25 protein-coding genes are annotated in these 23,287 nt (G+C 63.1%); 13 read left to right on the top strand and 12 right to left on the bottom strand.

Annotated features, from left to right (window positions below; all coding sequences use genetic code 11):
• Positions 1-102 precede the first annotated feature (102 nt).
• The 9 genes from ACF8SD_RS09035 (at position 103) to ACF8SD_RS08995 (ending at position 7,735) form a co-directional block, all read left to right on the top strand.
• Complete coding sequence (locus ACF8SD_RS09035) at positions 103-1,749, top strand: acyl-CoA synthetase (protein ID WP_392484274.1); 1,647 nt, start codon at positions 103-105, stop codon at positions 1,747-1,749.
• A 14-nt stretch (positions 1,750-1,763) separates the two neighbouring features.
• Positions 1,764-2,531, top strand: coding sequence for an SDR family NAD(P)-dependent oxidoreductase (locus ACF8SD_RS09030; protein WP_173890146.1), 768 nt, complete (start codon positions 1,764-1,766; stop codon positions 2,529-2,531).
• 11 nt (positions 2,532-2,542) lie between these two features.
• Entirely contained in the window at positions 2,543-3,736 is a 1,194-nt protein-coding gene (locus ACF8SD_RS09025) for an acetyl-CoA C-acyltransferase (protein ID WP_392484273.1), read from the top strand.
• 8 nt (positions 3,737-3,744) lie between these two features.
• On the top strand, positions 3,745-4,872 hold the full coding sequence (locus ACF8SD_RS09020) for an acyl-CoA dehydrogenase (RefSeq protein ID WP_392484272.1): 1,128 nt from the start codon (positions 3,745-3,747) through the stop codon (positions 4,870-4,872).
• A 13-nt stretch (positions 4,873-4,885) separates the two neighbouring features.
• Complete coding sequence (locus ACF8SD_RS09015; protein ID WP_054911760.1) at positions 4,886-5,659, top strand: enoyl-CoA hydratase; 774 nt, start codon at positions 4,886-4,888, stop codon at positions 5,657-5,659.
• 282 nt (positions 5,660-5,941) lie between these two features.
• Positions 5,942-6,346 carry a TraR/DksA family transcriptional regulator gene (locus ACF8SD_RS09010; RefSeq protein WP_003250099.1) on the top strand — a complete coding sequence of 135 codons (405 nt, stop codon included), beginning with the start codon at positions 5,942-5,944 and terminating at the stop codon, positions 6,344-6,346.
• A gap of 178 nt (positions 6,347-6,524) precedes the next feature.
• Entirely contained in the window at positions 6,525-6,719 is a 195-nt protein-coding gene (locus ACF8SD_RS09005; protein WP_173890140.1) for a hypothetical protein, read from the top strand.
• A gap of 336 nt (positions 6,720-7,055) precedes the next feature.
• Positions 7,056-7,526 (top strand): hypothetical protein, encoded by a 471-nt coding sequence (locus tag ACF8SD_RS09000; protein ID WP_033744322.1) that lies wholly within the window; start codon positions 7,056-7,058, stop codon positions 7,524-7,526.
• A complete protein-coding gene (locus ACF8SD_RS08995; RefSeq protein WP_173890138.1) occupies positions 7,523-7,735 on the top strand; it encodes a hypothetical protein in 213 nt (70 codons plus the stop codon). The genes ACF8SD_RS09000 and ACF8SD_RS08995 overlap by 4 nt, the downstream gene beginning before the upstream one ends.
• A gap of 12 nt (positions 7,736-7,747) precedes the next feature.
• On the opposite strand, the gene ACF8SD_RS08990 is transcribed toward ACF8SD_RS08995, so the two are convergent.
• The 7 genes from ACF8SD_RS08990 to ACF8SD_RS08960 form a co-directional block, all read right to left on the bottom strand.
• Positions 7,748-8,113, bottom strand: coding sequence for a Na+/H+ antiporter subunit G (locus ACF8SD_RS08990; protein ID WP_173890136.1), 366 nt, complete (start codon positions 8,111-8,113; stop codon positions 7,748-7,750).
• Positions 8,110-8,388: a K+/H+ antiporter subunit F gene (locus tag ACF8SD_RS08985; protein WP_009684170.1), complete on the bottom strand. Its 279-nt coding sequence runs from the start codon at positions 8,386-8,388 to the stop codon at positions 8,110-8,112. The genes ACF8SD_RS08990 and ACF8SD_RS08985 overlap by 4 nt, the downstream gene beginning before the upstream one ends.
• Complete coding sequence (locus ACF8SD_RS08980) at positions 8,385-8,873, bottom strand: Na+/H+ antiporter subunit E (protein ID WP_173890134.1); 489 nt, start codon at positions 8,871-8,873, stop codon at positions 8,385-8,387. Before ACF8SD_RS08980 ends, ACF8SD_RS08985 begins: the two co-directional genes overlap by 4 nt.
• Complete coding sequence (locus ACF8SD_RS08975; RefSeq protein WP_173890132.1) at positions 8,870-10,549, bottom strand: monovalent cation/H+ antiporter subunit D; 1,680 nt, start codon at positions 10,547-10,549, stop codon at positions 8,870-8,872. The genes ACF8SD_RS08980 and ACF8SD_RS08975 overlap by 4 nt, the downstream gene beginning before the upstream one ends.
• Positions 10,546-10,890, bottom strand: a complete 345-nt coding sequence (locus ACF8SD_RS08970; RefSeq protein ID WP_003250128.1) for a Na+/H+ antiporter subunit C — start codon at positions 10,888-10,890, stop codon at positions 10,546-10,548. The genes ACF8SD_RS08975 and ACF8SD_RS08970 overlap by 4 nt, the downstream gene beginning before the upstream one ends.
• Positions 10,890-13,805 carry a monovalent cation/H+ antiporter subunit A gene (locus ACF8SD_RS08965; protein WP_029885260.1) on the bottom strand — a complete coding sequence of 972 codons (2,916 nt, stop codon included), beginning with the start codon at positions 13,803-13,805 and terminating at the stop codon, positions 10,890-10,892. The genes ACF8SD_RS08970 and ACF8SD_RS08965 overlap by 1 nt, the downstream gene beginning before the upstream one ends.
• 149 nt (positions 13,806-13,954) lie before the next feature.
• Complete coding sequence (locus ACF8SD_RS08960) at positions 13,955-14,905, bottom strand: DMT family transporter (protein WP_173890130.1); 951 nt, start codon at positions 14,903-14,905, stop codon at positions 13,955-13,957.
• An 84-nt stretch (positions 14,906-14,989) separates the two neighbouring features.
• On the opposite strand from ACF8SD_RS08960, the gene ACF8SD_RS08955 reads away from it, so the two are divergent.
• Complete coding sequence (locus tag ACF8SD_RS08955) at positions 14,990-15,553, top strand: helix-turn-helix domain-containing protein (RefSeq protein ID WP_173890128.1); 564 nt, start codon at positions 14,990-14,992, stop codon at positions 15,551-15,553.
• Positions 15,554-15,630: 77 nt separating this feature from the next.
• Here ACF8SD_RS08955 and ACF8SD_RS08950 read toward each other — a convergent pair whose 3' ends face one another.
• Complete coding sequence (locus tag ACF8SD_RS08950) at positions 15,631-16,185, bottom strand: cysteine hydrolase family protein (RefSeq protein WP_173890126.1); 555 nt, start codon at positions 16,183-16,185, stop codon at positions 15,631-15,633.
• Between the two features lie 82 nt (positions 16,186-16,267).
• On the opposite strand from ACF8SD_RS08950, the gene ACF8SD_RS08945 reads away from it, so the two are divergent.
• Positions 16,268-17,251, top strand: coding sequence for a GlxA family transcriptional regulator (locus ACF8SD_RS08945; protein WP_392484285.1), 984 nt, complete (start codon positions 16,268-16,270; stop codon positions 17,249-17,251).
• A 90-nt stretch (positions 17,252-17,341) separates the two neighbouring features.
• Positions 17,342-17,722, top strand: a complete 381-nt coding sequence (locus ACF8SD_RS08940; RefSeq protein WP_173890124.1) for an antibiotic biosynthesis monooxygenase — start codon at positions 17,342-17,344, stop codon at positions 17,720-17,722.
• On the opposite strand, the gene ACF8SD_RS08935 is transcribed toward ACF8SD_RS08940, so the two are convergent.
• Complete coding sequence (locus tag ACF8SD_RS08935; protein WP_392484267.1) at positions 17,701-18,471, bottom strand: alpha/beta hydrolase family protein; 771 nt, start codon at positions 18,469-18,471, stop codon at positions 17,701-17,703. The genes ACF8SD_RS08940 and ACF8SD_RS08935 overlap by 22 nt on opposite strands.
• Complete coding sequence (locus tag ACF8SD_RS08930; RefSeq protein WP_392484265.1) at positions 18,455-19,567, bottom strand: DUF3182 family protein; 1,113 nt, start codon at positions 19,565-19,567, stop codon at positions 18,455-18,457. Before ACF8SD_RS08930 ends, ACF8SD_RS08935 begins: the two co-directional genes overlap by 17 nt.
• A gap of 186 nt (positions 19,568-19,753) precedes the next feature.
• Between ACF8SD_RS08930 and ACF8SD_RS08925 the strand changes: the two genes are divergently transcribed.
• The gene (locus ACF8SD_RS08925; RefSeq protein ID WP_392484264.1) at positions 19,754-21,562 is read left to right on the top strand and encodes an aminopeptidase P family protein; all 1,809 of its coding nucleotides are present in this window, start codon (positions 19,754-19,756) and stop codon (positions 21,560-21,562) included.
• 39 nt (positions 21,563-21,601) lie between these two features.
• Here the strand turns inward: ACF8SD_RS08925 and ACF8SD_RS08920 are convergent, their stop codons facing one another.
• Positions 21,602-21,883: a hypothetical protein gene (locus tag ACF8SD_RS08920; protein WP_173890116.1), complete on the bottom strand. Its 282-nt coding sequence runs from the start codon at positions 21,881-21,883 to the stop codon at positions 21,602-21,604.
• Positions 21,884-22,072: 189 nt separating this feature from the next.
• Positions 22,073-22,960, bottom strand: a complete 888-nt coding sequence (gene rhtA, locus ACF8SD_RS08915) for a threonine/homoserine exporter RhtA (RefSeq protein WP_173890114.1) — start codon at positions 22,958-22,960, stop codon at positions 22,073-22,075.
• Between the last annotated feature and the right edge of the window lie 327 nt (positions 22,961-23,287).

The raw sequence follows: 23,287 nt of genomic DNA, 5'->3' as shown, positions 1-23,287 counted from the left end.
TCACCCAGATTGACAGCTTTGGCCATTGCCGCGGGTGACGCGCGGCGCGAACATCGTCGGACCGATGGTTAACTCCAAAAACAACAAACCAGGAGTCCGACGATGCGTGATTACGCCGAGGCTGTTCGCCTGTTCGAGCTTGGCAACACCGTAGCTGGGGCACTGCACGGCAACCTCGAAACCCTTAACGCGTGTGTCGAGTGCTGTGACCGCCACGTAGGCGGTGGCAAGGTGGCACTGCTGCATGTTGATCGCGATGGCCACACTGCCCGCTACAGCTTCGAGCAATTGCACATGCTGGCCGCCCGGTTCGCCAATGTGCTCAAGGCGCAAGGCGTGCAGGCGGGCGACAGGGTGGCGGGGCTGTTGCCACGCACCCCCGAGTTGCTGGTCAGCATCCTGGCCACCTGGCGCCTCGGGGCGGTTTACCAGCCCTTGTTTACCGCCTTCGGGCCCAAGGCCATCGAGCACCGTCTCGAACAGTCTCGCGCCCGTGTCGTGGTCACTGATAGCGTCAACCGGGGCAAGCTGGACGATGTGCACGCCTGCCCGACGCTCATCACGGTGAACGCCCGCACTGGCGAGCTGGATTTCCACCAGTGCCTGGCCGGCGCCGCGCCTGAATGCGAGCCTGTGATGCGCTCGGGCAACGACCCGTTCCTGCTGATGTTCACGTCCGGTACCACCGGCCCGGCCAAGCCGCTGGAAGTACCGTTGCGCGCCATCGTCGCCTTCCAGGGCTACATGCGCGATGCCATCGACCTGCGCCGCGATGACAACTTCTGGAACCTGGCCGACCCCGGCTGGGCCTATGGCCTGTACTACGCCGTCACCGGGCCGTTGGCGATGGGCCATGCCACTACCTTCTACGATGGCCCGTTCAGTGTCGAAAGCTGTGTGCGGGTGATCGAAACGCTGGGCATCACCAACCTGGCCGGGTCGCCCACCGCTTACCGTTTGCTGATCGCGGCCGGCAATGCCTTCGCGGCGCCGATCAAGGGCCGCCTGCGTGTTGTCAGCAGTGCCGGTGAGCCGCTGAACCCGGAAGTGATTCGCTGGTTTGCCGACGAATTGGGGGTGACCATCCACGACCACTACGGGCAGACGGAACTGGGCATGGTGCTGTGCAACCATCATGGCCTGCAGCACCCGGTGCATCCGGGTTCGGCCGGCTTCGCCATTCCAGGCCATCGGATCGTGGTGCTGGACGAGCAGGGGCGCGAGCTGCCGGCCGGCGAGCCGGGCATTCTCGCGGTCGACCGCGAGCGGTCGCCGCTATGCTGGTTCGCTGGCTACCAGGGTTTGCCGACCAAGGCCTTCGTCGGCAAGTACTACCTGAGCGGCGATACCGTCGAGTTGAACCGCAACGGCAGCATCAGCTTCGTCGGGCGTAGTGACGATGTGATCACCACCTCTGGTTACCGTGTTGGCCCTTTCGACGTGGAAAGCGCGTTGATCGAACACCCGGCAGTGATCGAGGCTGCGGTGATCGGCAAGCCGGATCCGGAGCGCACCGAGTTGATCAAGGCGTTCGTGGTGTTGGCCAGCGGCTATCACGGCACCCCCGAACTTGAAGAGGCATTGCGTCAGCATGTGCGTCAGCGCCTGTACGCGCACGCCTACCCCCGCGAAATCGAATTCGTCAGCGACCTGCCCAAGACCCCGAGCGGCAAGCTGCAACGCTTCATCCTGCGCAACCAGGAAGTCGCCAAACAACAAGCGCAGCAGGCCACCCCTGCCAGCGCCTGAAAGGAAAACCGACCATGCAAATAGCGAACAAACACTTCATCGTCAGCGGCGCGGCATCCGGGCTGGGCGCTGCCACTGCGCAGATGCTGGTGGAAGCGGGTGCCAAGGTCATGCTGGTTGACCTCAATGCCCAGGCCGTTGAGGCCAAGGCGCGTGAACTGGGCGAGCATGCCCGTTTCGCGGTGGCTGACATCAGCGACGAGCAGGCTGCTCAGGCAGCAGTCGATGCAACCGTAAGTGCCTTCGGTAGCCTCCACGGGCTGATCAACTGCGCCGGTATCGTGGGCGCCGAGAAGGTGCTGGGCAAACAGGGACCGCATGGCCTGGCCAGCTTCGCCAAGGTGATCAACGTCAACCTGGTCGGCAGCTTCAACCTGCTGCGCCTGGCTGCCGCCGCCATGGCTGAAGGCGTTGCCGGCGAGGATGGCGAGCGTGGCGTGATCATCAACACCGCCTCCATCGCGGCGTATGATGGCCAGATCGGCCAAGCGGCCTATGCCGCGTCCAAGGGCGCCATTGCCAGCCTGACCTTGCCGGCAGCCCGCGAACTGGCCCGCTTCGGTATCCGTGTGATGACGATCGCCCCGGGCATCTTCGAAACACCGATGATGGCCGGCATGAGCGAAGACGTACGCGCTTCCCTCGCCGCTGGGGTGCCGTTCCCGCCACGCCTGGGCCGCCCGCAGGAGTATGCCGCGCTGGCGCGGCACATCATCGAGAACAGCATGCTCAACGGTGAGGTGATCCGCCTCGACGGTGCGTTGCGCATGGCTGCCAAATAAGGAGGATGACCATGACCCTCAGCAATGACCCGATTGTGATCGTCAGCGCCGTGCGCACGCCCATGGGCGGCCTGCAAGGCGACCTCAAGAGCCTGACCGCGCCGCAACTGGGCAGTGCCGCCATCCGCGGTGCAGTCGAGCGCGCCGGCATCGATGCCGCCAGTGTCGAGCAGGTGCTGTTCGGCTGCGTCCTGCCGGCCGGCCAGGGCCAGGCCCCGGCGCGTCAGGCGGCGCTGGGTGCCGGGTTGGACAAGCACACCACCTGCACCACCCTGAACAAGATGTGCGGTTCGGGCATGCAGGCCGCGATCATGGCCCATGACCTGCTGCTGGCCGGCACCGCCGAGGTGGTGGTGGCCGGTGGTATGGAAAGCATGACCAACGCCCCCTACCTGCTGGACAAGGCCCGCGGTGGTTACCGCATGGGCCACGGCAAGATCATGGACCACATGTTCATGGACGGCCTGGAAGATGCTTACGACAAAGGCCGCCTGATGGGCACCTTTGCCGAAGACTGTGCCCAGGCCAACGGCTTCAGCCGTGAGGCCCAGGACCAGTTTGCCATTGCCTCGCTGACCCGCGCCCAGGACGCGACCAAGAGTGGCCGTTTTGCCGCCGAGATCATTCCGGTGGAGGTCACCGAGGGTAAGCAAACGCGGATCATCAAGGACGACGAACAGCCGCCAAAGGCGCGGCTGGACAAGATTGCACAGCTCAAACCGGCCTTCCGTGAAGGCGGTACGGTGACCGCGGCCAACGCCAGCTCGATCTCCGATGGGGCTGCGGCACTGGTGCTGATGCGCCGCTCCCAAGCCGAAAAGCAGGGGCTCAAGCCTTTGGCGGTGATTCACGGCCATTCGGCCTTCGCCGATACCCCGGCCTTGTTCCCCACTGCGCCCATCGGCGCTATCGACAAGCTGCTTGTGCGCACGGGCTGGAAACTGGCCGAGGTCGACCTGTTCGAGATCAACGAAGCCTTTGCCGTGGTCACCCTGGCTGCCATGAAACACCTCGACCTGCCCCATGACAAGGTCAACATCCACGGTGGCGCCTGTGCCCTCGGCCACCCGATCGGGGCATCCGGGGCACGCATCCTGGTGACCTTGCTGTCGGCCCTGCGCCAGAACAACCTGCGCCGGGGTATAGCGGCCATCTGCATCGGTGGTGGCGAAGCCACGGCCATGGCGGTCGAATGCCTGTACTGAGGTGAACCATGCTGGTAACTGACGAGCAACAACAGATTTGCGACGCGGTCCGTGCTTTCGCCCAGGAGCGCCTCAAGCCGTTTGCAGAACAGTGGGACAAGGCGCACCGCTTCCCCAGGGAGGCGATCGACGAAATGGCCGCGCTGGGCCTGTTCGGCATGCTGGTGCCGGAAGCCTGGGGTGGCAGCGACACCGGCTACGTGGCCTATGCCATGGCCCTGGAGGAGATTGCTGCAGGTGATGGCGCATGCTCGACCATCATGAGCGTACACAACTCGGTGGGCTGCGTGCCGATCCTGCACTTTGGCAGCGAGCAACAGAAAGCGCAGTTCCTGACGCCGCTGGCCAGCGGCGCGATGCTCGGTGCCTTTGCCCTGACCGAACCGCAGGCGGGTTCTGACGCCAGCAGCCTGAAGACCCGCGCCCGTCTGGATGGCGACCATTACGTGCTCAATGGCAGCAAGCAATTCATCACTTCCGGCCAGAACGCCGGGGTAGTGATCGTGTTTGCTGTAACCGACCCGGATGCCGGCAAGCGCGGCATCAGCGCCTTCATCGTGCCCACCGATTCACCCGGCTACCAGGTGGCACGGGTAGAGGACAAACTCGGCCAGCACGCTTCCGACACCTGCCAGATCGTCTTCGACAATGTGCGGGTGCCGGTGGCCAACAGGCTGGGTGCGGAGGGTGAGGGCTACAAGATCGCCCTGGCCAACCTTGAGGGTGGCCGTATCGGCATTGCTTCCCAGGCGGTGGGCATGGCCCGGGCGGCGTTTGAAGTGGCGCGTGACTACGCCAACGAGCGGCAAAGCTTCGGCAAGGCGTTGGTCGAACATCAGGCGGTGGCGTTCCGCCTGGCTGATATGGCGACCCAGATCGCGGTGGCCCGGCAGATGGTGTTGCACGCCGCTGCGCTACGCGATGCCGGGCGCCCAGCCCTGGTGGAAGCATCGATGGCCAAGCTGTTCGCCTCGGAAATGGCCGAAAAGGTCTGTTCGCACGCCTTGCAGACCCTGGGCGGTTATGGCTATCTGAGCGACTTCCCGCTGGAGCGGATTTACCGCGACGTTCGGGTTTGCCAGATTTACGAAGGCACCAGCGACATTCAGCGCATGGTCATTGCGCGCAACCTTTGAAGGAGCAGATTGCATGGCATTCGAAACCATCCTGTTGGATATCCACGGCAAGGTCGGCCTGATCACCCTCAACCGCCCGCAGGCGCTGAACGCGCTGAACGCGCAGATCGTCGGCGAAATCAACCAGGCCCTCGACCAGCTGGAGCGCGATGCGAATATCGGCTGTGTGGTGCTGACCGGCTCGGCGAAGGCGTTCGCCGCGGGTGCCGACATCAAGGAAATGGCCGAGCTGCAATACCCGCAGATCTACGTCGATGACCTGTTCAGCGATGCCGACCGTATCGCCAACCGCCGCAAACCGATCATTGCTGCGGTGTCCGGCTTTGCCTTGGGCGGCGGCTGTGAGCTGGCGATGATGTGCGATTTCATCCTCGCCGCCGACAATGCCAAATTTGGCCAACCGGAAATCAACCTTGGCGTACTGCCGGGCATGGGCGGTACCCAGCGCCTGACCCGGGCGGTCGGCAAGGCCAAGGCGATGGAGCTGTGCCTGACCGGTCGCCTGATGGGCGCTGAAGAGGCGGAGCGGGCCGGGCTGGTGGCGCGGATCGTGCCGCAGGCCGAGCTGGTGGAGGAGGCACTGAAAGTTGCGGCGACCATCGCCAGCAAGTCGATTCCGGTGAGCATGATGGTGAAGGAAAGCGTTAACCGCGCGTTTGAAGTCACCCTCAGCGAGGGTGTTCGGTTTGAACGCCGTGTGTTCCATGCGGCATTCGCCACCGAAGACCAGAAAGAAGGCATGGCCGCTTTCATTGCCAAGCGTGAGGCACAGTTCAACGACCGTTGATTGAAGTGTGTGACCAACTGTTCGCGCCTGGGCGGCTCCGATCCGCTCGGCGCGCAACCCATCTGGGCGCTGGCCCCAGCTGCCAGCTCGACACCGACCAGCGGATTCTGGTGCCGGAAAGCAAATTCGCAGCCTTTTGCAGTTGCTCCACGCGACGTGGCGCCTTAGACTGCCGCCCCCTGTAAAAGAGTGCCGATTGGCGCTTGAAGAATTCCGTTGCCGATGCCGAGGCGTCGGCGGCACCTGAATCGCCCAAATGCACATTTTTTCATAGAGAAATCGATGACCAAGGAACAGTTGCTGGCCATGTCGGCCGATGACTACATGAACGCCGACCAGCTCGCCTTCTTCACTGAGCTGCTGCAGGCGATGAAAGTCGAAACCCATGAACGCATCGAGCTCAGCCGCACCACCATCGAAGGCCTGGACACGCCGTCGGACCCAGCCGACGTGGCTTCGGTCGAAGAAGAGCGCAGCTGGCTGGTAAACGCCATCGACCGCGACCAGCGCCTGCTGCCTCAGCTGGAAATGGCCCTGGACCGTATTGCCGACGAAAGCTTCGGCTGGTGCGACGACAGCGGTGAGCCCATCGGCCTGAAGCGTCTGCTGATCAGCCCGACCACCAAGTACTGCATCGAAGCCCAAGAGCGCCACGAGCAGCTCGACCGCCACCAGCGCCAGGTCTAAGCCCGCGCACGGTGCCAAGCCCCACGGAGCGATCCCTGGGGCTTTTTGCGTTTGTTGTCGCCCCGTTTTTTGTTGCTGCAGGCGTAACACAGCTGTACCGGGCGGCGCTGTTTCATCCTTGGGCGCAGGCGTATCATGGCTATATCGTTAGGGTGCTACTTAAATCCCGGAGGGAATCATGCATAGCCGAGTCGATGTGGCCGTGATGATCGGTTCAGGTGTGCCCGCCACAATGCAGGCACTGGGCAAGCGTGTCTGCTGGGTGGTGCTGGTCAACGGTGAGCGGCGCGGTACCGCTTTTGCCACGCGCGAGGAAGCGTTGGAGTGCCAGGCTGCCTGGCAGCAACAAATGAAAAGAGGGCTCGCCGCCTGAAAATGTTGTTTGCCTCTCGACGGGTTTCAGTGTTTTCGGGCATATTTGTCCTACAGTAATGCGCACCAGGGCCTACCTTCTTGCAGGCTCACGCCCTGGTCGTGTTTTCTGGCGAGTGATCTCAGGCATCACGTTTCCCGTGCCGGGAATGGGCCAAACGCCTTCGGTTGAAGGCGAATCTGGCAAACCAGAGTAAAGTTTCCTGCGCGCCGCATCGTCGGCGGGCACAGACATTTCGTATATCGCTTTATTACTCTTTTCGCCTATCGATAAGACATGGCCGTGCCTCCCCGAGCTTGGGTGAGGGCGGGTTGTAACCGGTTGAGGATTACTTCATTGGCAGTCAGCACACTTGATACCCATGCGTTGTTCGCCCTCGGCGACTTGCGCGGTAAATTGGCCCAACTGTTCCAGGGCCGCTTCATCTATGTAACCGAACAGAATCCCGAAGGCCTTTACATGGCCGAAATCGACACTGAAAGTGCCTTGGTCGTCGACGATAAACAGCGCTTGGAACTGAAAGTTGGCGACCATTTCCGCGCTGCCGTATTGCCCAGCCGCGAAGGCGGCAAGTTGGAAATGCGCTTCCGGGAAATCAAGTTGAATGTCTATGGCGTGGGTGATTACGCCTTCGTTTCCGTACCGGAAGGCGAAGGCATCGTATTTCGCGAAGGCCAAGGGGTAATGTTGGTGTTCGCCGCGCAGCAGCAGATACAGGAAGGCCTGGGCAAGTTGCTCAAGGCGGTAACCGGCAAGGTTGCCAAATGGCGCAAGGGCGAGCTGACCACGTTCAAGGCCAGTGAATGACTGCAGCTGATGAGGCGCCCGTCAGCCGGGCGGAGTTTCATCGGCAGCACCACGCAGCTGCCGTAGCCGAGGCGCAGCGTATGCTGGCCCGGCGCGAGACACTGCAAGGGGCCTGGTTGAACTGGGTGGCGGCAGAGCTGTACAGGCTCGGCCCGCCCCCTTACGCCGCCATGGTGCGCCGCGAGTTGCAGCGCCTGAGCCAGGTGTGAGGCGGCAGACCTTCAGTTGCCACTGTCGCAGCCGCTGCTGACCTCTTCAGGCACTGGCTCTTTGGCCACACGCTTGCGGAACAGCGCTGCCCGGGCGAGCAGCAGCGTGGTCACCGGCACAGTGATCGACAGCAGTACGGGAATCAGCCAGGCGTGCAGCACCGCCGCGTCCTTCAACCACGAAAAATAGATGATCGAGGCCAGTGCCACGCACCAGGCGCCAATGGTCGAGGCCAGTGCCGGTGGGTGCATGCGTTGGAAGTAGTCTTTCAGGCGTACCAGGCCCACTGCACCGACCAGGGCGAACAGGCTGCCTGTGATCAGCAGCGCGGCGGTGATCAGTTCCAGCCAGAATGGCAGTACCAGGGTTTCAGTCATTCGATCACCTCACCGCGCAGCAGGAACTTGGCCAGGGCAAACGAGCCCACGAAGCCGAACAGCGCAATCAACAGGGCGCCTTCGAAGTAGGTGTCACTGGCATAACGGATACCCAGCACCAGCATGGTCAGCATGGCCAGAATGTACAGGTAGTCCAGCGCCAGGACCCGGTCCTGGGCAGACGGGCCACGGAATAGCCTGAACAGCGCCAAGGCCATGGCCAGGGCGAAAATGAACAGGCTGGCGAGGACAGCGTTGGCGAGCAGGCCTGTCATTGGAAAATCTCCATCAGTGGGCGTTCATACGTGTCCTTGAAGTGCTGGACGAAGGCCGCTTCATCGTCCAGGTCGAACACATGCAGCAGCAATACGCTGCGGTCCAGAGCCAGTTCCGACCAGATCGTGCCAGGCACCACCGTGGTGATCATCGCCAGTGCCGCCAGGCCGTGCGGGTCGCGCAGGGCCAGTGGTATATGCACGAACGCCGAGCGTGGCGGCTGCTTGCCGGCCCGCAGCACGCCGCGGGCAACCAGCAGGTTGGACATGATGACATCGACGCCGACCCGGCCGATAAGCCGGGCCACGGCCAGCGGCCGTTTGACGTGTGCGTGCTGCGGCCGCAAGGGAGCCATCAGCAGTGGCGCCAGCACGCCCAGGGCAGCGCCCAGCAGCAGGTTACCGGGGCTGAGCGAGAGGTTAAGCAGCAGCCACAGACCGAACAGCGAGACCGAGAGGAGCGGGGCGGGGAACATGCGGCTCATGGCAGCACCTCGGCGCCGGGCGAAGTCGGGCCAGGGATCGGCCGGGCGGCCATTACGGCATCGATATAGGCATCTGGCGCCTGCAGGCTGGCGGCGGTGTCCTGGGTGTAGCGCAGCAATGGCTCGGCCTTGAGGCTGAGGAAGATGCACAGGCCGAGCAAGATGACGATCGGCAGGCATTCGAACCGGCGCAGTACCGGCGACGGGCGCTCTTCGGGCTTCCAGAAGCGTTGAATGCCAACCCGGCCGAAGGCGATCAGCGAAGCCATGCCCGAGAGTATCAGCAACGCTACCAGCCCCCAGCCGGCGGCACTCAGGGGCTGCTCGACCGGGCCGCCCAGGCCGTGTGGGTTGAACAACGCGCTGATCAGGTTGAGCTTGCCGACGAAGCCCGAGAGGGGCGGCATGCCGATGATCAGCAAGGCGCAGGCGATGAAACTCAGGCCCAGGAAAGCCATGGTCCAAGGGATGATCTGGCCGATCACCGCCTTTTGCTCGTCATCGAGGTTGATCCCTTTGGGTGGGTGCAGCGACTCCAGCGGGGGCGGCATTACATCTTCTTCTTCGTCCAGCGGCGCTTCGTTGGCCGAGCGCGAGCGTTCGACCAGTTCGGCGAGCAGGAACAGTGCGCACAGGGCCAGGGTCGAGTTGACCAGGTAAAACAGCGCCGCCCCGGTCAGCGCAGGCTGCGCAAAGCCGACCGCGCCGAGCAGGGTGCCGGCCGAGACCAGGATGCTCAGGGCTGCCATGCGTTCCAGGCGCTGCGCTGCGAGAATGCACACTGCGGCCACCGCCAGGGTCACCAGGCCACCGTACACCAGCCATTGACCGCCGAAATGGGCCGAAGCCCCCGCCTGGCCGGAGAACAGCAGCGTCCACAGGCGCAACAAGGCGTACAGGCCGACCTTGGTCATGATGGCGAACAGCGCCGCCACGGGGGCACTGGCCGACGCATAGGCCGGTACCAACCAGAAGTTCAACGGCCAGATGCCGGCCTTGACCAGGAAGGCCATGGCCAGGATGGCTGCACCGGCGTGCAGCAGGCCACGGTCAGCTTCTGGCACCAGCGGAATCTTCAGGGCCAGGTCAGCCATGTTCAGGGTGCCGGTCACGCCGTACAGCATTGCTGCGCCAATCAGGAAGAGCGACGAGGCAAACAGGTTGATGGCGATGTAGTGCAGGCCGGCACGCACTCGCGCGCGTCCCGAACCGTGCAGCAACAGGCCGTAGGAAGCGGCCAGCAGCACTTCAAAGAACACGAACAGGTTGAACAGGTCGGCGGTCAGGAACGCGCCGTACAGGCCCATCAGCTGGATCTGGAACAGTGCGTGAAAACTGGCCCCGGCACCGTCCCAGCGGGCGCGGGCAAACAACAAGGCACTGAAGCCGATGACCCCGGTCAGGGTCAGCAGCAGCGCAGACAAGTGGTCCAGCACCAGCACGATACCGAATGGCGCTGGCCAGTTACCCGGCAGGTACACGCCGATCGACTCCGCCTGGCCTTGGGTACGTACCCATAGCAGCAGGCTGACGGCGATGGCCAGGCCGGTGAGGGTCGACAGCAGGTTCAGACGGGCTTTGATGCGGCGGTGTTTTTCGCCCAGCAGCAGCATCATGGCCGCCGTGACCAGCGGTAGCAGGATGGGCGCGACGATCAGTTGACTCATGTCGCTCATTCGTCACGCTCCCGGCCATCGACGTGGTCGGTCCCGGTCAGGCCCCGCGAGGCCAGCAGCACCACCAGGAACAGCGCGGTCATGGCAAAGCTGATCACGATGGCGGTCAGCACCAGGGCTTGCGGCAGCGGGTCGGTGTAATGCAGCAAGTCTTGGGTCACGCCGTCCTTGATGATCGGCTCTTTGCCGATGAACAGGCTGCCCATGCTGAAGATGAACAGGTTGACGCCGTACGACAGCAGGCACAGGCCCATGATGACCTGGTAGGTACGCGGGCGCAGGATCAGCCACACGCCCGAGGCGGCCAGCACTCCGATGGCGACTGCAATGACTTCTTCCATCAGGCGGCTCCTGCTTGGTTGGTTTTCGCCGGGTTACCCGGGCGGTAGGCACGCACCGACTGGTGCGCCAGCGCAGTGAGGATCAACAGGGTCGAACCGACCACTACGGTGTACACGCCGACATCGAAGAACAGCGCACTGGCCACGTGCACGTCGCCCAGCAAGGGCAAGTGCAGGTGGGCGGTATGGGTGGTCAGGAACGGGTAGCCGAGCAACATGGCGCCGCCACCGGTGAGGGTTGCGCAAAGCAGGCCGGTACCCATCCAGCGCAGCGGCCGCAGGCTCATCTGCGCCTCGACCCATTGGGTGCCCGCCACCATGTACTGCAGGATGAACGCCACCGACATTACCAGGCCAGCGACAAAACCGCCCCCTGGCTGGTTGTGCCCGCGCATGAACAGGTACATCGAGACCAGCAGGGCGATGGGCAGCAGCAGGCGCACCAGCACCGCTGGCACCATCATGAAGCCCAGTGCGGTATCGGTGGCATGCCGCGGGTTGATCAGGTCGGTGACCACGTCAGGCGCCAGTTGGCGCTGCTGGGCCGGCAACTGCATGCTCTCCTTGGGTGGGCGGAAGCGCCGCAGCAAGGCGAATACGGTCAGCGCCACGGCCACCAGCACGGTGATTTCACCGAGGGTGTCGAAACCGCGGAAGTCGACCAGCATGACGTTGACCACATTGGTGCCACCGCCCTGCGGCAGTGCGCGGCTGAGGTAGAACGAGGAGATGTCATTGGGTGTCGGCCGGGTCAGCATGGCATATGACAACAAGGCCATACCGCCACCAACCAGTACCGCCAGCAGCAGGTCGCGCAAGCGACGTATGCGCGCACGCTCCAGGCTGCCGGGCGATGGCGAGACGCCTTCGATACGCCGAGGCAACCAGCGCAAGCCGAGCAGGATAAGCACGGTGGTGACGACTTCCACCACCAACTGGGTCAGGGCAAGATCGGGTGCGGAGAACCAGACGAAGGTAATGCAGGTCATCAGGCCGCAGACGCTGACCATGGTCAAGGCTGCCAGGCGATGGTACTTGGCCTGGTAGGCAGCGCCAATGGCGCAGGCGATTGCGATCAGCCACAGCGCGACGAATACCCCTGACCCGGGAATTTTCGGCCGCTCGCCCCAGCTCAGGCCGCTGTAGAGCATGGGCGTGAGGCCGGCCAAGAATGCGGCGACCACCAGCATGAATAGCTGCGACTGCAAGCGCCGGCTGGTGAGCAGGCGCTCGATGCGCCGGGCAAGCAGCATCAACTGCACCTGGCCGTATTCGAACAGGCGCTTGCCGTTGAACCGCTCGATCACCGGCGGGGAAGGGAAGCGGCCCCGGCGCAGCTGTTTGCGCAACATGAGGTACAAAACGATACCGCCGCTCATGGCGAGCAGGCTCATGATCAGCGGCGCATTCCAGCCATGCCAGATCGCCAGGCTGTATTCCGGCAGGGTGCCGCCAACCACCGGCAGTGCCGCGGCAGCCAGCAGCGGCCCGACCGACTGCGCGGGGAAAATGCCCACGACCAGGCAGGTGAGTACCAGTAACTCCACCGGTGCACGCATCCAGCGCGGCGGTTCATGCGGGGTGTGCGGCAGGTCTTGGGCCGTCGGGCCGAAGAATACATCGACGGTAAAGCGCAGCGCATACGCCACGCTGAACGTGCCGGCGAGAGTGGCGACCACCGGCAGCGCGGCTTCGACCCAGGCGGTGGAGCTGATGAACACCGTTTCGGCGAAGAACATTTCCTTCGACAGGAAGCCGTTCATCAAGGGCACGCCAGCCATCGAGGCACTGGCCACCATGGCCAGGGTGGCGGTGTAGGGCACCAGGCGGATCAGGCCACTGAGGCGGCGTATGTCGCGGGTGCCGCTTTCGTGGTCGATGATGCCGGCGGCCATGAACAGCGAAGCTTTGAAGGTGGCATGGTTGAGGATGTGGAACACCGCGGCGACCGCGGCCAGCGGGCTGTTCAGGCCGAGCAGCAGGGTAATCAGGCCGAGATGGCTGATGGTCGAGTAGGCCAGAAGGCCCTTCAGGTCATTCTGGAACATCGCGGCGAAGGCGCCGAGCAACAGGGTGATGGCGCCGGCGCCGCCGACGATCCAGAACCACTCCTCGCTGCCGGAGAGCACTGGCCACAGGCGGGCCAGCAGGAATACCCCGGCCTTGACCATGGTCGCGGAGTGCAGGTAGGCCGATACCGGCGTTGGCGCTGCCATGGCGTGTGGCAGCCAGAATTGGAAGGGGAACTGGGCGCTCTTGCTCAGAGCGCCGATCAGGATGAGGGGCAGCAGCACCGGATACAGCGCGTGCTGGCGGATGGTGTCGCCGGCAGCCAGGACCTTGTCCAGGTCGTAACTGCCGACCACATGGCCGAGCAGCAGCGCCCCCACCAGCAGGCATAGGCCGCCTGCGCCCGTTACCATCAGTGCCATGTAGGCGCCGCGGCGGGCGTCTGCACGGTGGTGCCAGTAGCCGATCAGCAGGAAAGAGAACAGGCTGGTGAGCTCCCAGAAGAACACCAGCTGGATCAGGTTGCCGGAGATCACCAGCCCCAGCATTGCGCCCATGAACGCCAGGAAAAAGGCGAAGAAGCGCGGCACCGGGTCTTGGGGTGACATATAGTAGCGCGCGTACAGAGACACCAGCGTGCCGATGCCCAGTACCAGCAGCGAGAACAGCCAGGCGAAGCCGTCCATGCGCAGCACCAGGTTCAGGCCCAGGCTGGGCAGCCACAGGAACTCTTCGCGAATCACCCCGCCGTGGGCTACCTGAGGGTAAAGCAGTGCTACCTGGACGGTACCGACCAGGGCTACGAGCCCGGCAAGGATGGACTCGGCGTTTCGTGCGTTGTGCGGCAGCACGGCTGCCAGGCAACTGCCCACGAACGGCAGAAGCAATAGCACTATCAAAGACATAGCGGCCTATTCTGGAGAAGTTTGCAAGGATCATACGTGCCGGGGGGGGGATCACCAACACGCAAGCTGTCGCAGAATCCTACAAATAGACTGTGACAAGTGATTTTTTTATAACAGTTTTTTACAAAGCATAGCTGCAGTTGGCTGCTTCATAGGCCTGCCTGCCCCTCACCCGATACCTGTTCGCCATCCGCTGTGGCGCTTTCGCTGCGCCGCCGTACCTTGAGTTCACTGACCACCACCGCGATCACGATCAGCAGGCCGCCCAGCAGCGCCACGCCGGGGAGCCGTTCGCCGGCGATACGCCCGACGATACCAGCCCACACCGGCTCACCGGCATAGATAAGCGTTGCCCGGGTGGGCGAGACCGACTTCTGCGCCCAGTTCATCGCCACCTGGATTACCGCACTCATCGCGCCCAGGCCTACGGCGCTTGCCAGCAGCAGCCAGGAAAAGTCGGGGATGCGCTCCTGGGTCGGGACGATCATCAAAAACGCCAACACTGACGCGGTCGCCAACTGGACAACGGTGACCCGACGCACATCGACCTGTCCGGCGTAGCGGCTGATCAGGATGATCTCGCCGGCGATCGCCACAGCGCTGACCAAGGTCACCATTTCGCCTTCACTGAAATGCAGGCTGCCGCCTTCCGGGCCGGCCAGCAGCATCAGGCCGGCGAACGCCAGGCAAATGCCGATGCTGGGCATCAGGCCTGGCCGGCGGCCGAGTACCAGCCACTGCAACAGGGGCACGAACGGTACATACAGCGCAGTGATGAACGCCGACTGGCTGCTGCTGATGGTTTGCAGGCCCATGGTCTGCAAACCATAGCCGAGCATGATCGTGACACCGATCAGCATGCCGGCCTTGAGCTCGGTGAAGGTCAGCCCAGGCAGCGCTCGCGCTGACACCACGCCCACGAACAACGCCGCTGCCGCAAAGCGCAGGCCGACGAAGAACATCGGGCCGCTGACACTCATCACGTTATGGACGAGCAAAAAGGTGCCACCCCACAGCATGGTAATGAACACCAGCACGACTTCTGCCTTGCTCAGGCGAAAGGTAACGGTAGGGGTTGGCTTGCTGCTGGGCTGGATCATGGTCTTGCACACTCGGCGTCAGGCGGCGCACAATCGCCGCAAAGTGGGCAGTATACTGCGCAATACAGAACGGTGAGCAATATAGTGCACAAAGATTCCGCGCACCGTGCTTCGGTGCTGCAACACGTCAGCCTCAATGTTCGCAGCCTGCGCAACGCCGCCGGAATGAGCCAGGCGGTGCTGGCTGAACGCTCGGGTGTCAGCCGGCGCATGCTGGTGGCCATCGAGGCGGGGGAAAAGAACGTCAGCCTGACCACCCTGGATTTGATCGCCGAGGCGTTGGGGGTAGCCTTCAGTACGCTGATCCAGGCGCCGGACCGGCGTGATCCAGGGCGTATCGAAGAGCTGGCCTGGGCGGGCGAGCACCCGCAGAGCCGGGCCGTTTTGCTGGGCACCAGTTCGGCGCGGCGCGAGGTCGAGCTGTGGGAGTGGACCCTGGCGCCAGGCGAGCGTTATGCCAGCGAGGCCGATGCCGAGGGTTGGAGTGAGCAGATCTATGTGTGCGCAGGGCAACTTACCCTGATCATCGAGGGGATGGAACATCGCCTGCAGGTGGGGCAGTTCCAGGTATTCCCCAGCAATTGCCGGTACGCCTACCGGAACGATGGCGCCGTGCCGGTGCGGTTTGTGCGCAATGTGGTGATCTGAGGCCGCGCAAGTTCGCCGCCCCGTGGTGGTTTGCAAGTGATCTGCCGGCGGGGTGGGCGCAAAGCGCCCCGAGCACTTCATGCCTGGCCGGGCACCCATTCGCTCGTCTTCACGACTTTGGCGTAGGCGAAGGCCAGCGCTGCCATGGTCGCATCTTGCACCTGGGCCGCTGGCACCTGGTTGCCGTCGAACGCCAGTGCCAGGGTCGCGCAGGCATCGTCCACCACGGTCACTTCAAAACCCAGGTCGGCGGCTGCCCGGGTAGCGGCATCAATGCACATGTGGCTCATGCTGCCAACGATGGTCACGGCTTCGATGCCATGCGTTCGGAGCGTTTGTTCAAGGCCAGTTTCGAGAAAGGCGTTGACCTTGTGCTTGAGTATCACCGGCTCGCCTGCAGCCGGCTGGACCTTGCTGTAGAAGGCGGCGCCCGGCGAACCCGGGGCAAAGAATGGCGCATCGGCGCTGGTGAACTCATGCCGCACGTGCACCACCAGGTCGCCGCGCGTGCGGGCCGCGGCCAGCACGCGGGCCGCGTTTTCGGCCGCTGCCTCAGCCCCATCGAGGGGCCTCTTGCCGCCTGGGAAGTAGTCGTTCTGGATGTCGATGATAATCAGCGCGTGCTTGTTCATGCTGCCTCCTGTGGCAGTAGTCGTGGGTTGGCGTTAGTTATAGGCTGTGGGGCCCGACCTGAGGATTGGCGTGAACGACACTATGCGGGTGAAAACTGACAACACGGCCAGGCTGGACATCGGCTTGCTGCTTTACCCTGGTGTACAGCAGGCTGCCCTGTATGGCCTGCGCGACCTCTTTACCGTGGCCAATCGGGTCGCAGCCGAACTGGGTGCTGTCGCGTTGCCGCAGGTGCGTATCAGCTGCTGGCAGGCCGACGTCGCCGGTCACTTGCAGCTGGCCCCTGGCAGCCCGGCTGTCGACCTGGCAGGTGTGCGTGTCCTGATCATCCCGCCAAGCCTGGAATCGACCCCGCATGGCGACTTGCTGGAACAGCATCGGTCGTGCCTGTGCCTGTTGCACGGGCGTGGCGCGGTGCTGGCGTCGGTGTGTATCGGCGTGTTTTTCATCGCCGCCAGTGGCTTGCTGGATGGTCGCCCGGCCTGTACCCACTGGAACTACGTGCAGGCGCTGGCGCAGCGGTTCCCCAACGTGCGCGTGCAGACCCAGCAGCCGGTACTGGACGACGGCGACATTGTCACCTCGGCGGGGTTGATGGCCTGGACCGACCTGGGGGTGCGGCTGCTCGAACGTTTTCTGGGGGCGACGGTAGCGCGGGAAACTGCCCGCTATCTGGCAGTCGAACCTGTCACCGCGGCATTGCCCGGGGCGTTGTTCAACCCTCGGCTGGACCATGGCGACGAAGCCATCCTGAAAGTGCAGCATTGGCTGCAGGGCAGTGATGGGCAGCATGCAGACCTGGCTGCAATGGCGGCCTGCGCGGGCTTGGAAGCGCGCACGTTCCTGCGGCGTTTTCGAGCCGCCACCGGGTTGCGCCCCACCGAATACTGTCAACAGGTGCGCGTAGGGCGCGCGTGCCGGTTGCTGGAGTTCACCCGGCGCAATGTCGAGCAGATCGCCTGGGGGGTTGGCTATCAGGATCCGGGAGCGTTTCGCAAAGTCTTTCAGCGCATCACCGGGTTGACGCCGAGTGAGTACCGGCGACGCTTTGCGGTAACGGCGTAGCGCGTGCACAAACTGCTTGACCTTGACTTAACTTGAGGTTTTACCCTGCTCGGCATCGCGCTGCATGCGCCCGTAGCCAGGAGACTGTCGATGTCGGCAAACCCTCAAGCCCTGTGGTTCACCCAGATGATCGAATACGAAGTGCCAAGCCCGTGCCAGCAGGCGCTGGCTCAAGCGCTGGTGGCGCGCAGCGAAGTGTTGGCGGTGCGCTGCGAAGGCCTGCAAGGCGTCAGTATTCAGGCAAGCGACGATGGCAGCCGGGTGCTGCAGTACCTGCAATGGCAGTCACGCCAGGCCTGGTCGGCGGCGGCCGAGTATTTCAACGAGGAACCCTTCCTCGAGTTGTTGCGCCGCCACCAGGCACGGGGTGTCAATTTTGCAGCCTACCAGACCCTGCGCAGCCTGGCGCGCAGCGCCGATGGCGGCCTGCATTGCCAAGTGGGGGAGGGTCAGGCGTACCACGGTGCGTAGTGTGGGTAGCGGTCCAGGCGGGCACCGATGACCATTTCGCTGATCCATGCCGCCAGAATCGAGCTGTAGGCTTTCTGGCTTTCTTCACTGGATAACGCGTGGTCGGCGCCGTCGACCATGCGGTGGGTCAGTGAGTGGGCGCTGACGAATGCCGAGCGGTAGCTCATCAAGGTGCTGTGCGGTACATAGTCGTCGTGTTCGGACTCCACCAGCAGCACATCACCGACGAACTCGGCGCAGGCGGCCAGGGCGCGGTTGTCGGCCGGGCCCAGCGGGCGCTGGCGGTAGGCGTTCAAGCGCTGACGATCAAGGGCTTGCTTGGGACTGTCCCATTCTTCGTCCCAGTACATGGCCGGTACCCGCAGGGCCAGCCATTTCACCGGGCGTTCGCGGGTCAGCAAGGTGGCCAGGTAGCCGCCATAGCTGCTGCCGATGATGGCGATGGCGTCGCTGTCGACCGCCGGGTGGCTGATCAGGCGGTCGTAAGCCACCAGCAGGTCTTGCAGATTCTGCTCACGGGTAACGGTCAGGCGCTGGCTTTGGGTCTTTTCATGGCCGCGCAGGTCGAAGGTCATGCACACGCAGCCCAGGCCGGTGATATGCCGGGCGCGAGCCAGGTCACGTTGCTGGCTGCCACCCCAGCCGTGGACGAAGAGAATACCTGGCATCTTGCTGCCGGGGCTGACCAAGGTCCCGGCAATGCGGTCCTTCTCCACCTGCAGCTCAACGGTTTCACTCTGAATGGCCATGCTCGCGAATCCGCGCAAATTTGCTGAGTTGTCCGAGTTCACTGTCGTTTCCTTGATAGAAAAGGGTGGCATCGGCGGGCAGGTCGGCGCCGCCGAACACTTCATGGGTGGATGCACGTACCTGCTGCAGTGCCGGGTCGTCGGCAAACGCCTGCAAGGCCAGCAGCTCGGCGCTGCTGGCACCGCCCATGCGCCAGGATTGTTCGAGCACCCCGCTGCATAGCTGGCCTGAGGCAGTGGTGCCGCGGGCGATATCGTAGTTGCGCCGCGACGCCACAAAGCCCGGAAAATGCCGTTCGGCAGCCTGCTCATAGGCCATGGCCTGGTTCACGGCCAGCCGCAGGTGATCTTCAAGGGGGCGTTGCAACAGGGCCTGATAGTCACCACGGACTACTATCAGGTCAGACCCCCCGTACACTTCGCAGCCCTGATGGTCACGGGTGAGTTGTTGGATGCCATGGTAACTGCAGATGAGGCCGGCCACCCGTACCTGGCCAACGCTGAACGTCTGAACTTGGCTCAGGTCTTCTTCCAGCACCAGCCCCCATACCGCCAACTGCTGGTCGTCCATAGGGCTCAGTAAAGGCGTCAGCTGTTCCAGTGCGGTGATCACCTGTTGACCGCGGCCTGCGCTGGCCCGTACCGGCTTGATGCGCACAGGGCCAGCGCGCAGCAGCAAGGCTGCAGCATGGTGGGCATCGGTTTTGCTGAACACCGTAAAACCGCGCAGCAAAGCGCCGCCCGCCTGGCGGGCGAAGCCATCGGTCCAGCCCACTGGGCCGCAGGCTCCCGCAGGCAGCGGGTGGGAAATGGCTTTGGTGGCCATGTAGGGGCAGGGTACCAAGCCGCCGAATAGATCGGACTCACTGACAATGCCCAGGCTGGCAGCCTGCTCGGTGTCGGTCAGGGTTTCGGTCGGGATGCAATAGTAGTTGTCGGTGGCGACAGGCAGCCGCGCGGGCTGCACATGGGGGCAGCCCAGCAAGCGCGCCAGGCCCTCGGCGAGCTTCAGGTGCACAGCCCGCTCATGCTCGGGTGTATGTTCCCGAGTGTCGAGCAGCACGACTGCAGTTTTAGCGGGGCAGGCACTGGGCATGGTCTGCTGCCTGTGTGTGGCGAATGTACAGTGTGTGAAGCCATGACCTTGCGGAAGTTCAGCAATACTGGATCGGTGGTCCTGGTGTAGGACGGTTCCGGTTCACGCCTGGGCGATTGCAGGGCTTTGGCGCCTGCTCCATTATCCGCCTATTGGATAAACCCTGATGTAGCCGCAGGAGAGCGCATGAACGTGCATACCCCCTTTGAACAAAGCGTGCCACAGCGCCTGGTGCGGGTGCGCCAAGCCATGGCCGCAAGGCACATCGATGCCCTGCTGGTGCCTTCGGCCGACCCGCACCTCTCCGAATACCTGCCCGGCTATTGGCAAGGGCGCCAGTGGCTGTCGGGGTTTCATGGCTCGGTGGGTACGCTGGTGGTCACCTCGGCGTTTGCCGGGCTATGGGTCGATAGCCGCTACTGGGAACAGGCCGAGCACGAATTGGCCGGCAGTGGCATTGAGCTGATGAAGCTGTCGCCGGGTAAGCCTGGCGCGCTGGAGTGGCTGGGCGAGCACGCCGAGCCCAACGGCACCGTTGCAGTCGATGGTGCCGTCATGGCATTGGCCTCGGCGCGGCAATTGGCAGAGCGCCTGAAGGCGCGCGGGGCGCGGCTGGTAACCGACCAGGACCTGCTAGGCGAGGTGTGGGACGGGCGTCCGGCGCTGCCTGGCAATCCGGTCTATCAGCATTTGCAGCCGCACGCCACGACGAGCCGGGCGCAAAAGCTCGCGCAGTTGCGCCAGGCCATGCAGGCCAAGGGGGCCGACTGGCACTTCATTGCCACCCTCGATGACATTGCCTGGCTGTTCAATCTGCGCGGTAGCGACGTCTCATACAACCCGGTGTTTCTGGCCTTCACCTTGGTCAGCCAGCAGCAGGCCATGCTGTTCGTTGGCCAAGGCAAGGTGGATGCGCACCTGCGCCAGGTACTGGCGAGCGACGGTGTCGAAGTGCGCGACTACAGCGAAGCAGGGCAGGCGCTGGCTGCCGTGGCGGCAGGCAGCCGGCTACTGGTGGACCCGGCACGCGTCACCTGCAGCCTGTTGGCCAACTTGCCGGCGGATGTGGAGCTGGTCGAGGGGCTGAACCCCACCACCCTGAGCAAGGCCTGCAAAGGTGACGCTGATCTTCCCCACATCCGTCAGGTCATGGAGGAAGACGGGGCGGCGTTGTGCGAATTCTTCGCCTGGCTGGAAGCCAACCTTGGCCGAGAGGTCGTCACCGAGCTGACAGTGGACGAGCAATTGAGTGCTGCACGTGCACGGCGGCCGAATTTCGTGTCGCTGAGCTTTTCGACCATTGCAGCCTTCAATGCCAATGGTGCGATGCCGCACTACCGCGCCACCGAGCAGTCGCATGCACGCATCGAAGGCAACGGGCTGTTGCTGATCGATTCGGGTGGGCAGTACCTGGGGGGCACTACTGACATCACTCGCATGGTACCGGTGGGCGTTCCCAGCCACGCGCAGAAGGAAGACTGCACCCGCGTGCTCAAAGGCATGATCGCCCTGTCGCGGGCTACGTTCCCCCGCGGAATCCTGTCGCCGCTGCTCGATGCCATCGCGCGCGCGCCCATCTGGGCTGATCAGGTCGACTACGGGCATGGGACCGGGCACGGGGTGGGCTATTTCCTCAATGTGCATGAGGGGCCGCAAGTGATTGCCTACCAGGCGGCACCGGCGCCCCATACGGCCATGCAGGCAGGTATGATCAGCTCGATCGAGCCGGGCACTTACAGGCCTGGGCAATGGGGGGTACGCATCGAGAATCTGGTGGTCAACCGCGAAGCAGGCACCAGCGCCTTCGGTGACTTCCTGAAATTCGAGACCTTGACACTGTGCCCGATCGACACCCGCTGCCTCCTGCCCGAACGACTGACCCAGGGCGAACTGGAGTGGCTCAATGGCTATCATGCCCACGTGCGCGAGCGTTTGGCCCCGTTGTTGAAAGGGGATGCGCTGGGTTGGCTCAAAGCGCGTACAGCGCCGCTGTAAAGCGCGGCGAAGAGGGCAGCCGATGCGCTGCCCTTGCTACTATTTGCAGATGACGATCATGCTGCGGCTGGTATAGCCCGCTGGATTGATGCCGAACAAATAGTCACCTTCTTCTTCGTCGCTGTCACCAGACCGCGCGACCACTCGGTAACCGCGGGTGCTGCAAGCGCTTGCAGCCTTGCTGTAGCACTTGTCCCACGAGGATGAAAGGCCGGAGCAATTGATATGCAGGCCCTTTTTGCCCTTTTTGACCTCGGTCTTGGCCGTGGCGGCACATCCAGCAATAGCCAAGATGGCCAGGATGAGAAAAATACGTTTCATTCCTGTCCTTATATGCAGGGCGAATCCAATGTCAGACCCTGTCGTTATCGCTTCGGTTCTTCCTGAATGTCCTCAGCGTCGGTGTTCGCTTCAGTAAATAGCATAAAAATTATGATGCTGTGACAGCTTAATCAGCGGGGCCGATCGCGACAATCACTAATACGCTCTCAAATGGAAATATTTCTCATATCAATCGGCGGCGATGGGTGGGCTGGTTTCCTTGCGCATAGACAGCGTGGTGCCCACAGAGGCCGCAATGATCGCCAGGATCGCCAGCCACTGTGTAGTTGTCAGCACTTCACCAAGGAATACAAGGCCCGATAACGCCCCGAATGCAGGCTCGATGCTCATGAGGGTGCCGAAAGTACGCGCCGGAATGCGCGTTAGGGCAACCATTTCCAGGCTGTAGGGCAAGGCGGTGGACAGCACTGCAACGGCCAGTGCTACGGGAATCAGCGCCGGTGTGAGCAATGCGCTGCCGGCATGGGCGATGCCGATAGGTGCGACGAACAGGGCGGCTACTACAACGCCCAAGGCGGCACTCTGGATGCCGTGCTCGGCCCCGGCGCGTTGCCCGAACAGGATATACAGTGCCCAACAAACTCCCGCGCCCAGGGCATAGGCTGCACCCACAGGGTCAAGTGCTTGTCCGCCATGGCCGGCTGGCAGCAAGAGCAGCAAGCCAATAATGGCCAATGCGATCCAGAGGAAGTCAGTGGGTCGACGCGACGATAGCAGTGCCACGGCTAGCGGACCGGTGAACTCAAGGGCCACGGCAATGCCGATGGGCACCGTTTGCAGTGCCATATAAAAGAGGAAATTCATGCCGCCCAGGGCCATGCCATAGATGATGACGTTGCGCAGGGTTTTGGCGGTCAGGCGAACCCGCCAGGGGCGCAGTATCAGCAGCATGATGATGCTGGCGAAGATCAGCCGCAGGGTGGTGGTGCCCTGTGCGCCAACGATGGGGAACATGCTTTTGGCCAAGGAAGCGCCTGACTGGATAGATGCCATGGCAATCAGCAGCAAGCCTATCGGAAAGAGGGTGGCGGCCAGGCTGCGGGGCTGGGTGTTCATTTAAGGGCGGCATTCCTTGGAAGGGGGGGGTGAGCAATATAGTGCGCAATTAGCAGGGTAGTGGGCAAGGTGCCCTGCAGAGGTTTTGTAGCGCTGACTAGCGTGCAGGGCAGGGTGCAGGGCGAGCACGCTGTTGCTCGGCTGCCGGGATTCTGCGGAAAACCTAAATTATTGAAATTAAAGGTTGACCTACAAAATCGCCGCCCTATAATGCGCACCATTCCAACGCGGTAGCAGGCACTGCCAGCCACTGTGTTGAGTCAAGTGTTTGAAGCTAAACGAGTTTCTCGCAAAAAACTTCAAAATAAACGCTTGACAGTAAATGAG

It is taken from the genome of Pseudomonas sp. CJQ_9 (genome assembly GCF_043106615.1).
GTDB classification, from domain to species: domain Bacteria; phylum Pseudomonadota; class Gammaproteobacteria; order Pseudomonadales; family Pseudomonadaceae; genus Aquipseudomonas; species Aquipseudomonas juntendi.
The sequence above is the reverse complement of the archived record's forward strand: the minus strand, read 5'-3'. Positions and strand labels throughout refer to the sequence as shown.

Excerpts from the sequence above, each read along its gene's own strand:
- ACF8SD_RS09035 (WP_392484274.1), top strand. The coding sequence starts at position 103 with ATGCGTGATTACGCCGAGGCTGTTCGCCTGTTCGAGCTTGGCAACACC.
- ACF8SD_RS09030 (WP_173890146.1), top strand. The coding sequence starts at position 1,764 with ATGCAAATAGCGAACAAACACTTCATCGTCAGCGGCGCGGCATCCGGG.
- ACF8SD_RS09025 (WP_392484273.1), top strand. The coding sequence starts at position 2,543 with ATGACCCTCAGCAATGACCCGATTGTGATCGTCAGCGCCGTGCGCACG.
- ACF8SD_RS09020 (WP_392484272.1), top strand. The coding sequence starts at position 3,745 with ATGCTGGTAACTGACGAGCAACAACAGATTTGCGACGCGGTCCGTGCT.
- ACF8SD_RS09015 (WP_054911760.1), top strand. The coding sequence starts at position 4,886 with ATGGCATTCGAAACCATCCTGTTGGATATCCACGGCAAGGTCGGCCTG.
- ACF8SD_RS09010 (WP_003250099.1), top strand. The coding sequence starts at position 5,942 with ATGACCAAGGAACAGTTGCTGGCCATGTCGGCCGATGACTACATGAAC.
- ACF8SD_RS09005 (WP_173890140.1), top strand. The coding sequence starts at position 6,525 with ATGCATAGCCGAGTCGATGTGGCCGTGATGATCGGTTCAGGTGTGCCC.
- ACF8SD_RS08995 (WP_173890138.1), top strand. The coding sequence starts at position 7,523 with ATGACTGCAGCTGATGAGGCGCCCGTCAGCCGGGCGGAGTTTCATCGG.
- ACF8SD_RS08990 (WP_173890136.1), bottom strand. The coding sequence starts at position 8,113 with ATGACTGAAACCCTGGTACTGCCATTCTGGCTGGAACTGATCACCGCC.
- ACF8SD_RS08985 (WP_009684170.1), bottom strand. The coding sequence starts at position 8,388 with ATGACAGGCCTGCTCGCCAACGCTGTCCTCGCCAGCCTGTTCATTTTC.
- ACF8SD_RS08980 (WP_173890134.1), bottom strand. The coding sequence starts at position 8,873 with ATGAGCCGCATGTTCCCCGCCCCGCTCCTCTCGGTCTCGCTGTTCGGT.
- ACF8SD_RS08975 (WP_173890132.1), bottom strand. The coding sequence starts at position 10,549 with ATGAGCGACATGAGTCAACTGATCGTCGCGCCCATCCTGCTACCGCTG.
- ACF8SD_RS08970 (WP_003250128.1), bottom strand. The coding sequence starts at position 10,890 with ATGGAAGAAGTCATTGCAGTCGCCATCGGAGTGCTGGCCGCCTCGGGC.
- ACF8SD_RS08965 (WP_029885260.1), bottom strand. The coding sequence starts at position 13,805 with ATGTCTTTGATAGTGCTATTGCTTCTGCCGTTCGTGGGCAGTTGCCTG.
- ACF8SD_RS08960 (WP_173890130.1), bottom strand. The coding sequence starts at position 14,905 with ATGATCCAGCCCAGCAGCAAGCCAACCCCTACCGTTACCTTTCGCCTG.
- ACF8SD_RS08950 (WP_173890126.1), bottom strand. The coding sequence starts at position 16,185 with ATGAACAAGCACGCGCTGATTATCATCGACATCCAGAACGACTACTTC.
- ACF8SD_RS08945 (WP_392484285.1), top strand. The coding sequence starts at position 16,268 with ATGCGGGTGAAAACTGACAACACGGCCAGGCTGGACATCGGCTTGCTG.
- ACF8SD_RS08940 (WP_173890124.1), top strand. The coding sequence starts at position 17,342 with ATGTCGGCAAACCCTCAAGCCCTGTGGTTCACCCAGATGATCGAATAC.
- ACF8SD_RS08935 (WP_392484267.1), bottom strand. The coding sequence starts at position 18,471 with ATGGCCATTCAGAGTGAAACCGTTGAGCTGCAGGTGGAGAAGGACCGC.
- ACF8SD_RS08930 (WP_392484265.1), bottom strand. The coding sequence starts at position 19,567 with ATGCCCAGTGCCTGCCCCGCTAAAACTGCAGTCGTGCTGCTCGACACT.
- ACF8SD_RS08925 (WP_392484264.1), top strand. The coding sequence starts at position 19,754 with ATGAACGTGCATACCCCCTTTGAACAAAGCGTGCCACAGCGCCTGGTG.
- ACF8SD_RS08920 (WP_173890116.1), bottom strand. The coding sequence starts at position 21,883 with ATGAAACGTATTTTTCTCATCCTGGCCATCTTGGCTATTGCTGGATGT.
- rhtA (WP_173890114.1), bottom strand. The coding sequence starts at position 22,960 with ATGAACACCCAGCCCCGCAGCCTGGCCGCCACCCTCTTTCCGATAGGC.